The following is a 12,356-nucleotide window of genomic DNA, read 5'->3' as shown; positions in this document are numbered from 1 at the left end:
TGATCGGCCGGTTCCCGAAGCCCTACTTATCGCTGATGGACGGGATCGTGATGGGCGGCGGCGTCGGTGTCGGTGCGCATGCCAACACCCGGGTGGTCACCGACACGTCGAAGGTGGCGATGCCCGAGGTGGGCATCGGCTTCATCCCTGATGTCGGTGGGGCGTACCTGCTTTCCCGCGCGCCGGGCTCGCTGGGCCTGCATGCCGCACTGACCGGGGCGCCGTTCTCCGGGGCCGACGCGATCGCGCTGGGCTTTGCCGACCACTTCGTGCCGCATGAGCACCTCGATGCGCTTCGCCGATCCGTCAGCGAAGTCGGCGTCGACCAGGCGATCGCGACCTACGCCGTCCAACCGCCACCGAGCAACCTTGCCGCGCAACGCGACTGGATCGATGAGTGCTACGCCGGCGACACTGTCGCCGACATCGTCGCCGCGCTGCGGGGGCATGCCGCCGGGCCCGCCAACGACGCAGCGGACCTGATCGCGACCCGCTCCCCGATCGCGCTGTCGGTGACGCTGGCAGCGATCCGACGCGCAGCTACGCTCGACACACTGGAAGATGTTCTGGCTCAGGACTATCGGGTGTCGTCGGCCTCGCTGCGCTCGCACGATCTGGTGGAGGGTATCCGCGCCCAACTGGTCGATAAAGACCGCAACCCGAAGTGGTCACCGGCGTCGCTGACGCAGGTGAGCGCGGCCGACGTCGAGGCATATTTCGCACCCGTCGACGACGAGCTGGAATTCTAGAAAGGCAGCGATGACTCACGAAACGATCCTGGTCGAGCGTGACGAGCGGGTCGGCATCATCACGCTGAACCGCCCGACGGCGCTCAATGCGCTCAACAGCCAGGTGATGGACGAAGTCACTACGGCGGCAGTCGAATTCGACAACGATCCGGGCATCGGAGCGATCATCATCACCGGTTCGGAGAAGGCGTTCGCCGCGGGCGCCGACATCAAAGAGATGTCCAGCCTGACGTTCTCCGAGGTGTTCGACGCCGACTTCTTCGCGCCCTGGGCCAAGCTCGCCGCGGTGCGCACGCCGACCATCGCCGCGGTGGCCGGCTACGCGCTCGGCGGTGGCTGCGAACTCGCGATGATGTGTGACGTGCTGATCGCCGCCGACACCGCCAAGTTCGGTCAACCGGAGATCAAGCTGGGCGTGCTGCCGGGCATGGGCGGTTCCCAACGGCTGACCCGGGCCGTCGGCAAAGCGAAGGCGATGGACCTGATCCTGACCGGGCGCACCATGAACGCCGAGGAGGCCGAACGCAGCGGCCTGGTGTCGCGGGTAGTGCCCGCCGCCGACCTGCTCACCGAAGCCAAGGCCGTCGCCACCACCATTTCGCAGATGTCGCGATCGGCGTCCCGGATGGCCAAGGAAGCCGTCAACCGCGCGTTCGAGACGACACTGACCGAGGGACTGCTCTACGAACGTCGGCTGTTCCATTCGGCCTTCGCGACCGAAGACCAAGCCGAGGGGATGGCCGCGTTCGTCGAAAAGCGGCCACCGAACTTCACCCACCGCTGAGGACATGTAGTGACCCGGTCGGTGCCGCCGCGTAAGAAAGCGTGGTGGTCTCGGCATTACACGTTCACCGGCACCGCCACGGGGTTGGCGTTCATTTGGTTGTCGATGACGCCCTCGCTGTTGCCGCGCGGCCCGCTGTTTCAGGGTTTGGTCAGTGGCATCGCCGGCGCAACCGGTTACGGCATCGGAGTTTTCGCGGTGTGGCTGGTCCGCTTCATGCAATCGAAGGACTCCACTCCCCCGGCGCCGCGAGTCGCGTGGCGGGTGTTGATCGGTGTCGGGGCGGTAGGCATGGTCGCGATGGTGATCTGGTTCCATGTCTGGCAAGACCGGGTGCGCGACCTGATGGGGGTCAAACACCTGAGCTGGCTCGACTACCCGTTGACGTCCGCGCTGTCGCTGGTTGTGCTGTTCGGTGTCGTCGAAACCGGCCAACTCATCCGGCGGCTGATCCACTTTCTCGACCTGCGACTCGATCGCTTCGCGCCACCGCGCGTTTCCGCCGTCATCGTGGTCTCGCTGCTCCTGATCCTGACCACCGCGGCGCTCAACGGCGTGGTGGTGAAGTTCGCCATGCGCACGATGAACAACACATTCGCGACGGTCAACGACGAAATGGATCCCGAGTCCGTCGCACCGCGCACGCCGTTGCGATCCGGCGGGCCACAGTCGATGGTGTCCTGGGAGTCGCTGGGACGCCAGGGCCGCATCTTCGTCCGGGGCGGACCCAGCGTCGCGCAACTCACCGCGTTCAACAACGCCCCTGCGGTCGAGCCAATTCGGGCCTACGCCGGTTTGGATTCCGCCGACGGAATCACCGCCGCCGCGCAGCTGGCCGCGCGCGAATTGCAGCGCGCGGGGGGACTGCATCGCGCTGTCATCGCAGTCGGCACCACTACCGGCACCGGCTGGATCAACGAGGCCGAGGCAGACGCGCTGGAGTACATGTACAACGGCAACACCGCGATCGTCAGCATGCAGTATTCGTACCTGCCCAGCTGGCTCTCATTCCTCGTGGACAAGGAGAACGCGCGGCACGCAGGCCAGGCGCTGTTCGAGGCCGTCGACCGGCTCCTCCGAGAGCTACCGGAGGCACAGCGCCCCAAAATCGTTGTCTTCGGGGAGAGCCTGGGCTCGTTCGGCGGCGAGGCGCCGTTCATGAGCCTCAACAACGTGTTGGCCCGCACCGACGGCGCACTGTTCTCCGGACCGACGTTCAACAACACCATCTGGACCGACCTGACCGCGACCCGTGACCGCGGCTCCCCGCAGTGGCTGCCGATCTACGACCACGGCCGCTTCGTTCGCTTCGCGGCGCGCCCGGCTGATCTGAATCGGCCAGACACCCAATGGAATACACCGCGGGTGGTCTATCTGCAGCACGCGTCCGATCCGATCGCGTGGTGGCATCCCGGCCTGCTGTTCAGCGAGCCGGACTGGCTTCGCGAACAGCGGGGCTACGACGTGCTTCCCGAGACGACGTGGATCCCGGTGGTGACGTTCTTGCAGGTATCGGCGGATATGGCGGTCGCCACCGAGGTGCCGCAGGGCCATGGTCACGTCTACGTCGCCGATGTGGCCAACGGCTGGGCGGCAGTGCTGCAGCCGCCGGGGTGGACACCGCAGAAAACCACCAAGCTGCGACCGCTGTTACACGCGAGCGGCTCCTAACGGCAGGTTTTGCGTCTCAAGTCAGTTGATCGCCTTGCCAGCCGTTTTCGCCAACGCGGCCGAAGATACCGGCGGCAGCCAGCGCGTGGTAGCCGCCGATAACGTCGGTCGCGCGGTGCAGCCCGAGATCCTGCAGTGCTGCCGCAGCGAGGCTCGAGGTGTAACCCTCTGAACACAACACCACCCACTCCACCTCATCGCCCACGGCCTGAGGGAGACGAGCCGCGCTAGTCGGATCGCAGCGCCATTCCAGCACATTTCGCTCGATGACGAGCGGGTTCAGGCTCGCCGGCACCTCGCCTTCTCGGGCCCGCTGGGCCTGTGGCCGGATGTCGACGAGCAGCGCGCCCCGGCGCAGCGCAGCCGGCACCTCTTCGGCGGCCAAACGGCGCAACCGCATTCGTGCCGACTCCAGCACCTGATCGATACGGCTCATGCTTTCTCCGGTTGCTCGGTCAACTCAGTTCGCTTGCGCCGCAGACGTTTCTGGTCTGCCACCTCGTAGTAGGACATCACAGTCAACGGCGGAGAGTAAGCGTGCACGCTCAGCGACGGCTCCGGCGAGCCGGACCGCGCCGTCACCGAGGGGCGCGAACCGGTCGGCGCCCACGCCACGTCGTGCACCCAGCCCAGCGGAAAGGCGGCCTGGTCGCCGGCAGCCAACCGCCGACGGCGCAATTGACCACCATCCCAACGGAATTCGTCCAGCGACCCGGATAACAACGTCAACGCGCCGAGGGATCCGCCGTGGTCGTGCAGCTCGGTGTGATGGCCGGGAACCCAGCTGATCAGCCAGACGTCAACCTCGTCGTCGCCGTACAGTCGGGCGAACCACCGGTCGTCGGTCGGGACACCGGCTGCCGGAACGACGTGATCGTAGTGGCCGCTGAGCACCTGTTCGGCGGTCTGGTCGGTGATGTGCAACAGGTCGGCCAGCCGCAGCCGGGTAGGGCCAGGGACGGCCGGCAGCGGCGAGCGACGGGGTCGAGCGGGGGCAGCAACGACGTTTGAGGAAACCATGCAGGAACTCCAGGGTGAGCGGACGTATACGAGGGCGGCGGCAGGTCAGGGCCGACAACACTCCCAAATACGGATTCGCTGCATCACGGCCGCCAGTGTTGCATAGATTGACCGGGTGTGGTTGCGCCGATCCCATCGCCCGATACCGGGTGCAGCGGTGCTGCTGACCGTGGTGTGGGCAACGGCTGGGTGCTCGTCGGTGGTCCACAAAACCCCGCCCGCGCCGACCCCGCCGGCCGCGTCCCATCCATCGCCATCCGCACGAGTCGGCGTCGCGCCCAGCGGGGTCACCACGCGCGTCGACGCGCCCGCCCAGTCGACCGAGGAAGAGTATTTTCAGGCCTGCCACGCTGCGAAGATATGGATGCAGGGCAGGCCGGGCGATCCCCAGACACGCTTCGAGCGCTACCTCGCGGCCGTCCAGGTGCCCGGTGTAGCCGGGCCCGGCACCTGGAGCGTCGAGTGGCATCGACTGAGCCCACCGCGGCAGGCCGCGGTGATCGTGGCAGCACGGGCTGCCGCCGCAGACGAGTGCGGTTGATCTGCGGCCTGGCGGCGAGATTGAATCACGCTGTTCAAAAGTCCACCAACGGCGGTGGCGGCCCCGCCCCCTGGCAAACTCTCGGCGATTCTTCAGCGATCGATTACTCTGGAAAACTCTATTCACACATCAATTTTTATATTTATCCCAGATTCGGCGTTTTAGCGGGAAACTTCCAGGGTTATAGCAAAGATAGGGTGCATAATGCGGCGCGGCTATTCCAGGGTCGAAAAAATGTAAGAAGCATCGCCGTATAGAACTCGTTAAATTAGCCCGCGTCGGTTGCACGCGTTACCCGCAGTTATTTAGCTTCGAGGCATGCCAACATTTAACGTCAACACCGTCGACTGGGACGAGCTCTACAATGGGAACGCCTCCTACGCACCTGGAAATCCCGGCTGGAACATCGGCCAGTTACAGCCCGAGCTCGCAGCTCTGGAGCGCCAAGGGCGCATTCAAAGCCCCGTTCTCGACTCGGGTTGCGGAGCGGGAGCCACGACACTGGCACTTGCCGAAAAGGGATACGACGCGGTCGGTCTGGATATCTGTGCCAGCGCCATCGACCAAGCCGAGCGCGCCGCTGTCGAGCGCAATCTGCAGGTCACCTTCAACACCGCGGACCTGGCGAATACGACCGGCTATGACAACTATTTTCGCACCGTCATCGACGGCTTGGTGTTTCACTGCCTGCCGGAGCAGCTTCGCAACGGCTACGTCGAATCGAGCACACGAGCGTTGCGGCCCGGCGGGACATTTTTTGCTCTGGTTTTCTCCACCGACGCCTTCCCCCCGGGCGCCGACTTCGGCCCGCGGCCGTTCACCGAGGCAGCGCTGCGCGAGATCGTCGGCAGACACCTTGTCGTCGACGAGGTCCGGCCCGCCCGGGCGTGGGTCAACGTTCCGACGACGCTTCCCGACGGCTTCGAATACCGCAACGTGATCATCGGATCTGACGGCCGCGCGCAACTGCCGTCGTGGTTGGTCAGCGCCCACAAAGGCTGATCGACGCCCGCCAGCGTCGCCTTCCTGCGGCGCAGGAACAATGAGCCCATGACCGACTCAGCGCGCACGCCCGAGATGGGATCCGGGCTTCTCGACGGTTCACACCCCCGGGTTTCGCCGGGGCCCCGGGTTTCGCTGGCGCTCGGCAGCGGCGGGGCCCGGGGGTACGCCCACATCGGGGTGATCGACGAATTGCACAACCGCGGCTATCAGATCGTCGGAGTGGCGGGCTCGTCGATGGGCGCACTGGTCGGCGGGTTGCAGGCGGCCGGCCGACTGGACGAATTCGCCGAGTGGGCATGCGCCTTGACCCAACGCGCCATCCTGCGACTGCTCGATCCGACGCTCACGGCCGCCGGTGTGCTGCGGGCGGAAAAGATCCTGGACGCGGTGCGCGACATCTTGGGCGCAGTCACCATCGAGGAACTGCCGATCCCCTACACCGCCGTGGCCACCGACCTGTTGGCCGGTAAGTCGGTCTGGTTGCAGCGGGGGCCGCTCGACGAGGCCATCCGGGCATCCATCGCGATTCCGGGCGTCATATCGCCGTATGCCGTCGGTGGGCGCCTGCTGGCCGACGGCGGAATCCTCGATCCGCTGCCGATGGCTCCGATCGCGGCTGTCAACGCCGATCTGACCATCGCCGTCAGCTTGTCCGGCAGTGAGACCGGCGACGAACCCGAACCCGAACCGAGATCCTCAGGTGAGTGGCTGAACCGCGTCCTGAGCAGCACCTCGGCGCTGTTCGACTCGCCGACGGCGCGAAACGTGTTGGGCCGGTTCAGCGCATCGAGCCCCGAGGACGCCGATCCCGACGACGATCCGGCTTCGGATTACCCGGCCGACGAACCCGAGGTACCCAAACTGGGCAGCTTCGAGGTGATGAACCGGACCATCGACATCGCGCAGGCGGCCCTGGCCCGCCACACGCTGGCCGCCTACCCTCCCGATCTACTTATCGAGGTGCCTCGATCTGCCTGTCGCAGCCTCGAATTCCACCGGGCTGCAGAGGTGATCGAGATCGGCCGCTCACTGGCGGCGTCGGCGCTGGACACCGTCGATCCGAGCCGCCGGATTACCTGACATTCAGAAACGCCGAAACCGCTGCCGCCTCCTTCCGGCCCTGTCTGCGCCCGGCTTGCGCACTCGCCGGACGGCAGCGAGGATCCAACGGATTGGGTCCGAATGCTGCCAGCGACTCGTCGTCGGCGAACACCGCAAGCGCCGCACCAACGAAGCCGTCGACCTCGGCGGCCGGCCCGGCACCGAAAGCCGATGGCGCCTCGACTCGGCCGGGAACCAAAACCACTGCCGTAGAGCAACCTTCAATGAGGCTCAGGTTAATCGTGCTGCCAATCCCACCGTCGATGTATCGCCGGTCCGCGATCGACACCGGTGGCCACGCTCCGGGTACCGCGCAGCTGGCGGCTACTGCATCGACCAGATCGACGCCGGAATCACGGTCGAACGACACCAATTCGCCGCTCACGGCGTCGATGGCGGCGACCTGGAGCGGCCGGTCGGGCCAGGCGTGCGAGGGCAGCCGCTGCGCTATCACCTCGCGCCGGACCGCCTCTGTGACGGTGTCGGCGGCCAGGGCCACCGCACCGATCCGCTGCCGTCGTTCAGTCAGGGTGGCGTCCGGATCCGACATTGCGGCCAGGAAAAGCTCGGCGATGTTGTCGATCCCGACGCCCGGGTCGATTTCGGCCGATGACTCGGCGATTTGCATGTCGAACAGTTCCGCCAAGCTCGAGCCGCCGCCGATCTGCGCGACGACGGCCGAGCCGGCCGATGTGCCGAGCAGCATGTCGGAGTCCAGCAAGGCCCGCGCCGCCCGCGGCGACTCATCGGCGATACCCAACAGAATTCCGGTCTGCCAGGCAATTCCGGCGACGCCGCCCCCGCCGAGGACCAGCGCGCGAGCAGTCATCGAACAGTCGGGTGCAGCGACGCCTGAGCGTCGGGGCTCAGCTCCTCAGACCTCAGCAGGTGTCGCGGCGGATCCGGCAACACCAGATCGCGGCTGATTCCCAGGCCGGCGTCGACATGGACCAGTTCACCGGGCTCGAGAAGTCGCCAGCTCGCGGCGTCATCCATCGACTCGGTCGCGAAAACCACCGAAGGGCGGTTACGCAGGTGCTCCGATTCCGTACGAATCCGATTGGTGCGCAAATTAAATCGACTCTGTGGCGAAGGTTGACGACGATCCGAAACATACAACTCGTGCGATTCCGGGTAACGCAGCGCCCACAGGTCGGTGGCCGTACTGAGCAGGATGTTGACCGCGTAGATCGGCACATTGGCCGCCAGCCATTTCATCGCGTCCACGAGACCCGCGGTGACGTCGCCGCCGTGGGTCCGGATCGACGCGGTGATCAACGCGAACACCCGCTCGGAATCAGTCTGACCCAAAACCAAGTCGGCAGCGCCCAATTCACGGAGCCGATCATCAAGGATGTCGAGACCCTCCAAAACGCCGTTGTGCGCGAAGATGCGGTTGTCTTGCAGAAACGGGTGGGTGTTGACGGTCTCGTGCGATCCGGTGGTGGCGTAGCGAACGTGTGCGACGAACGTCGTACCGGTCATATCGCGCGCTTCGGTGGCGAAGGCGGCGTCCTGCCACGCTGCGATCGGCTCCTTGTCCACCTGCGGATGGCCTTGACCGTCGAAGACCCCGATCCCGCTGCCGTCGGGGTTTCGTCGGCTCTGCCGAGCGAGGCTGTCTGGAGCTTCGAGCAACCAAAACGTCGCGGTGACAGCGTTTGTGCCGGCGTGAAGTCCGAAGAGCCGGCACATCAGCAGATACCTGACGATGACGTTGATCGCGACACCGACCGACCTCGTTGCCCTGTGCACGCGCCCATATCTTGCACTCCCCTCAGTCTCGCGCTTCGCTGATCTCGTACAGGTTGTCGGCGTAGCGGGAGCGAATGGCTTTCTTGTCGTACTTGCCCACACTGGTGCGGGGAATTTCGTCGACAAACGTCCATCGCTCGGGTAACCACCAGCGAACGACTTTGTCTGCCAAGAATTTTCGCAGCTCGTCGGGTTTGACGTCGGATCCTTCCCGGGCAACGACGACGGCCAGCGGCCGTTCTTGCCAGCGCTCGTCGGGGACGGCGACGACGGCGGCTTCGACCACATCCGGATGCCCGATCAGTGCGTTTTCCAGCTCGACCGACGAAATCCACTCGCCGCCGGACTTGATCACATCTTTGGATCGGTCGGTCAGCGTGATGAAGCCACGCTCGTCGACGCGACCAACGTCGCCGGTACGCAGCCAGCCGTTGTCGAACTTGGCCTCGTCATGGCCGCGGTAGTAGGAGCTGGTTATCCAAGGGCCGCGGACCTCGACCTCGCCGACGGCCTGGTTGTCGTGGGGCAGCGTCTGACCGTCGTCGTCGACAATCCGCACCTGCACACCGCAGATCGGTTGGCCCTGGCTCGCACGGTAGGTCCAGTGCTGATCGTCCGGGGTGCCCGGCGGCGGCCAGGCCATGGTCGCGGTCGGCGAGGTTTCCGTCATGCCCCACAGCTGGCGGATCTGAACGCCGTGCCGTTCTTCGAACGTGCGCATCAGCGACACCGGGACTGCCGAGCCGCCGCAGGCCACCATACGCAACGACGACACATCGTGGCCGGGATTGTTCTCCAGGTAGTGCATGACGTCGTTCCAGATGGTCGGCACCGCGCCGGCGACGGTGGGCCGCAGCTTTCCGATCAGGTCGACCAGCGACGTGGCGTCCAGGTGCCGGTCGGGCAGCACCAGGTCCGCGCCGGCCATCAATGCCCCGTACGGCAAACCCCAGGCATTGGCGTGAAACATCGGCACGATCGGCAACACCGAGTCGCTGGAGCCCAGGCCGATGGCATTGGTCGTGCAGATCGCCATGGTGTGCAGATAGTTCGAACGATGGCTGTAGACAACGCCTTTAGGATTTCCGGTCGTCCCGCTGGTGTAACACATTGCCGCTGCGGAGCTTTCGTCGAGTTCAGGCCAGTCGAATTCGGTCGATTCGCCGGTCACCACCTCGGCGTATCGAAGAACGGTCTTACCCGACTTTTCCAGTTCGGAAACGTCGCCATCGCCGACCGCGATCACCGTGTGCACGGTCTCGAGGTCGGCCAGTATCGGCGCAAGCTGTGGGACCAGCGACATGTCGACCAGCACTATCTGGTCTTCGGCCTCGTTCGCGACGTAGACGATCTGCTCGGGGAACAGCCGGATGTTGAGGGTATGCAGCACGGCGCCCATCGCCGGCACCGCCAGATACGCCGTCAGATGTTCGGCGTTGTTCCACATGAAGGTGGCGACACGCTGATCGCCGGTGACTCCGAGGCGCCGTAGTGCGTTCGCCAACTGCGCCGCTTGCGTACCGATTTCGGCGTAAGTGCTCGACCGGTAGCCGGTGTCGCTGGCGGTGGTGACCTTCCGGGCGCCGTGGACGGTGCAGGCGTGCTGCAAGATGGTGGTAATCGTCAGAGGGAAGTCGTGCACGGTGCTGTACATCGCTGGACCGCCCTTGGTTTCGCCGGAGGATAACCGGGGCCGGCCCGCCAGGCGCCAGCCCTCAGCGAGATCATTCCACGCGCGATCGGCGCTGCGGCCATCTAGGCCGGGGTGGGCTCCAGCGTCTGCAGATAGGGCAGTAGCCATTCCCCGGCGTCGACCCAGTGGTCGTCCGACGTCAGCAAATGGTCCGGCGCGTCGGCGGCGATCTCCAACACCGTGACCGTGCCGGCGTAGCCGGCGATGTAAAGCCGCTCGCCGTCGGGGCTCTCGACCACGCAGGACGGCCGATCGCCGACGGTGATGCGGCCGAGCACGTCATGGGCCGACGTGGACAGCACAGTCACGTATTCGTCGCCGACCAGATAGGCCCGCTCGCCGTTACGGCTCAGCGTCAGCTGGGCGAGCGTGTGTACGGCATCGCCAACCTTGTAGGTGGCGTTGATTGCCGCATTCCGGGTGTCAACCACGTCGAGCACCGCGCCGAAGTCCGGACCGCAGCTGGCCACGTAGGCGACGGCGCCGTCCGGGCTGAGTGCGATATCGCGGATCGGCGAGTCGATGTCAACGGCTGCGGTGACCCGCTTGCGCCGGGTATCGATCACCACCAACTCGGCCGTGGACGCGCCGTTGGCCGCGACGTAGAGCCGGCGGCCATCCGGGCTCACCCGCACGCGGCCGACGGTCGCTGCCGCGATGTTGACAGATGTCGCGCGGCCGGTCGCGGTATCGAGAATCACGACCTCGGAACCGTCGGCGCCGGTCCGGCCGGCGTAGACGTAGCGCCCGTCCGGGCTGACCGCGAGGTCGGTGATGCTGAACGCGACAGGGTAGGACGCCACAATGCACTCGGAGTCGGTGTCGAGGGCCAGAATCTCGTCGTTGGCCGCCGTTACGCTGCTGACGTAGGCGCACCGACCGGACATCGCGACCGCGAACGGTTCGTCGACGTCAGTGACCGTCAGCCTGACCACCCCGATGGTGGTGTCGATCAGCGAGACGCTGTCGTCGCCGTTATGTGTCACCGTCAACAGGGCACCATCGGCGCTGACCGCGATCCCGGCAACGGCGCCGCGGCCGATGGCGATCTCACGGACAGCGGTGAAACCCGCTGCCTCATGCAGTTCAGGGACTATATCGCTCACAATGGCACCAGCCTCTACGTGTTGGTCCGTGGTGGGCGGACATTAGACATCTGGGTTCTCAAACGCTTCGGGCGGTCGGATGCTTCCACAGACCGCAGGCCCAGAGTCCCAGTTTTCGCGCGCAGTGCCGCGCCGACTCCCACCGAGTGTAGTAGCTGAAAATGCCCAGCCCCAGCGCCATTTCATCGATTGTCGCCTACGTCACTCCGGTAACTCAGGCCATCCTTAAGTAATATTCACAATGTGCCGCAAGCGGTCTCGCAGCACAAACGGGGCACATGGTTGTGCCAGGCCAGCCCGGCTTTTCCACACCGAAATTGATCCAATACAGAATGGCGGCTCGACGGGATTCCTTAGAGTTCTTTGTAGAAGAGTCCAACATCACAACGCGTTGACACGCCTGCGGGCCGCCTTTTCGCCGGTCCGCCCGAGGCGGCCGATCATCCCCGGAGTTGTCGGCGCGCTAGGCGCGCCGCGGTCAGCGCCGGGACGAACGGCGGCGATGCGCACCGGGTCCCCAGATTGCTCGTTGAGCGACGACCAACGCTGCCGCACAGAACATCACGGTTGTGGCGGCCGTCACACCGCTGTCGCGGCCGTGCCCCCAGTCGGACTCGAACCGACACTGTGCGGATTTTAAGTCCGCTGCCTCTGCCAATTGGGCTATGGGGGCCAGCGAGGAATTTAGCGTGTCGACGGCGATCCGGGTCGGGCACCTGTTGCCTGGGGTGATGCAGGAAGCATGTTACGGACTCGAAAACTACGTCAACGAGGTGTTAAGTAAACGCCGCTTGCGTTAATAAGCGGTCAACCAGGTAGGCCTCTCTGCCCAGGCTGGGTAATAGTCGTGCCATGAATTCAGACGGATTCGCACGCATGCCATTTGGCACTCGTGACCGCTTCGCAGCGGGTCGGCACATTTTGCCAGTAG

Annotated in this window: 12 protein-coding genes and 1 tRNA gene; 6 read left to right on the top strand and 7 right to left on the bottom strand. The window is 65.3% G+C overall.

Annotated elements, in window-relative coordinates:
• From AC2VOG_RS19470 to AC2VOG_RS19460, 3 genes are all read left to right on the top strand, one after another.
• Nucleotides 1-749, top strand: a 749-nt coding sequence (locus tag AC2VOG_RS19470; protein ID WP_486941464.1) for a 3-hydroxyisobutyryl-CoA hydrolase, incomplete at its 5' end; no start/stop codon positions are given.
• 10 nt (nucleotides 750-759) lie between these two features.
• Nucleotides 760-1,533: an enoyl-CoA hydratase gene (locus AC2VOG_RS19465; RefSeq protein WP_486941463.1), complete on the top strand. Its 774-nt coding sequence runs from the start codon at nucleotides 760-762 to the stop codon at nucleotides 1,531-1,533.
• A 9-nt stretch (nucleotides 1,534-1,542) separates the two neighbouring features.
• A complete protein-coding gene (locus tag AC2VOG_RS19460; protein WP_486941462.1) occupies nucleotides 1,543-3,204 on the top strand; it encodes an alpha/beta hydrolase in 1,662 nt (553 codons plus the stop codon).
• Nucleotides 3,205-3,220: 16 nt separating this feature from the next.
• Here AC2VOG_RS19460 and AC2VOG_RS19455 read toward each other — a convergent pair whose 3' ends face one another.
• Nucleotides 3,221-3,640, bottom strand: a complete 420-nt coding sequence (locus tag AC2VOG_RS19455; RefSeq protein WP_486941461.1) for a rhodanese-like domain-containing protein — start codon at nucleotides 3,638-3,640, stop codon at nucleotides 3,221-3,223.
• Nucleotides 3,637-4,224, bottom strand: coding sequence for a cysteine dioxygenase (locus AC2VOG_RS19450; protein WP_486941460.1), 588 nt, complete (start codon nucleotides 4,222-4,224; stop codon nucleotides 3,637-3,639). Before AC2VOG_RS19450 ends, AC2VOG_RS19455 begins: the two co-directional genes overlap by 4 nt.
• A 121-nt stretch (nucleotides 4,225-4,345) precedes the next feature.
• Between AC2VOG_RS19450 and lpqV the strand changes: the two genes are divergently transcribed.
• The 3 genes from lpqV (at nucleotide 4,346) to AC2VOG_RS19435 (ending at nucleotide 6,850) form a co-directional block, all read left to right on the top strand.
• Nucleotides 4,346-4,765 carry a lipoprotein LpqV gene (lpqV, locus tag AC2VOG_RS19445; protein ID WP_486941467.1) on the top strand — a complete coding sequence of 140 codons (420 nt, stop codon included), beginning with the start codon at nucleotides 4,346-4,348 and terminating at the stop codon, nucleotides 4,763-4,765.
• Between the two features lie 318 nt (nucleotides 4,766-5,083).
• Nucleotides 5,084-5,767 (top strand): class I SAM-dependent methyltransferase, encoded by a 684-nt coding sequence (locus tag AC2VOG_RS19440; protein ID WP_486941459.1) that lies wholly within the window; start codon nucleotides 5,084-5,086, stop codon nucleotides 5,765-5,767.
• A gap of 75 nt (nucleotides 5,768-5,842) precedes the next feature.
• The gene (locus tag AC2VOG_RS19435) at nucleotides 5,843-6,850 is read left to right on the top strand and encodes a patatin-like phospholipase family protein (protein ID WP_486941466.1); all 1,008 of its coding nucleotides are present in this window, start codon (nucleotides 5,843-5,845) and stop codon (nucleotides 6,848-6,850) included.
• Here AC2VOG_RS19435 and AC2VOG_RS19430 read toward each other — a convergent pair.
• The 5 genes from AC2VOG_RS19430 to AC2VOG_RS19410 form a co-directional block, all read right to left on the bottom strand.
• A complete protein-coding gene (locus AC2VOG_RS19430; protein WP_486941458.1) occupies nucleotides 6,843-7,700 on the bottom strand; it encodes a patatin-like phospholipase family protein in 858 nt (285 codons plus the stop codon). The genes AC2VOG_RS19435 and AC2VOG_RS19430 overlap by 8 nt on opposite strands.
• Nucleotides 7,697-8,566 (bottom strand): class II glutamine amidotransferase, encoded by an 870-nt coding sequence (locus AC2VOG_RS19425; RefSeq protein ID WP_486941465.1) that lies wholly within the window; start codon nucleotides 8,564-8,566, stop codon nucleotides 7,697-7,699. The genes AC2VOG_RS19430 and AC2VOG_RS19425 overlap by 4 nt, the downstream gene beginning before the upstream one ends.
• Nucleotides 8,567-8,648: 82 nt before the next feature.
• Nucleotides 8,649-10,280 (bottom strand): long-chain fatty acid--CoA ligase, encoded by a 1,632-nt coding sequence (locus AC2VOG_RS19420; RefSeq protein ID WP_486941457.1) that lies wholly within the window; start codon nucleotides 10,278-10,280, stop codon nucleotides 8,649-8,651.
• A gap of 101 nt (nucleotides 10,281-10,381) precedes the next feature.
• Complete coding sequence (locus AC2VOG_RS19415; RefSeq protein WP_486941456.1) at nucleotides 10,382-11,425, bottom strand: YncE family protein; 1,044 nt, start codon at nucleotides 11,423-11,425, stop codon at nucleotides 10,382-10,384.
• Nucleotides 11,426-12,024: 599 nt separating this feature from the next.
• Nucleotides 12,025-12,098, bottom strand: a tRNA-Leu gene (locus tag AC2VOG_RS19410).
• Between the last annotated feature and the right edge of the window lie 258 nt (nucleotides 12,099-12,356).

The organism is Mycobacterium sp. TH-M11, assembly GCF_057473725.1.
This window is presented reverse-complemented; position numbering and strand designations above follow the sequence as displayed.

Excerpts from the sequence above, each read along its gene's own strand:
- AC2VOG_RS19430 (WP_486941458.1), bottom strand. The coding sequence starts at position 7,700 with ATGACTGCTCGCGCGCTGGTCCTCGGCGGGGGCGGCGTCGCCGGAATT.
- AC2VOG_RS19440 (WP_486941459.1), top strand. The coding sequence starts at position 5,084 with ATGCCAACATTTAACGTCAACACCGTCGACTGGGACGAGCTCTACAAT.
- AC2VOG_RS19435 (WP_486941466.1), top strand. The coding sequence starts at position 5,843 with ATGGGATCCGGGCTTCTCGACGGTTCACACCCCCGGGTTTCGCCGGGG.
- AC2VOG_RS19420 (WP_486941457.1), bottom strand. The coding sequence starts at position 10,280 with ATGTACAGCACCGTGCACGACTTCCCTCTGACGATTACCACCATCTTG.
- AC2VOG_RS19425 (WP_486941465.1), bottom strand. The coding sequence starts at position 8,566 with ATGTGCCGGCTCTTCGGACTTCACGCCGGCACAAACGCTGTCACCGCG.
- AC2VOG_RS19465 (WP_486941463.1), top strand. The coding sequence starts at position 760 with ATGACTCACGAAACGATCCTGGTCGAGCGTGACGAGCGGGTCGGCATC.
- AC2VOG_RS19450 (WP_486941460.1), bottom strand. The coding sequence starts at position 4,224 with ATGGTTTCCTCAAACGTCGTTGCTGCCCCCGCTCGACCCCGTCGCTCG.
- AC2VOG_RS19455 (WP_486941461.1), bottom strand. The coding sequence starts at position 3,640 with ATGAGCCGTATCGATCAGGTGCTGGAGTCGGCACGAATGCGGTTGCGC.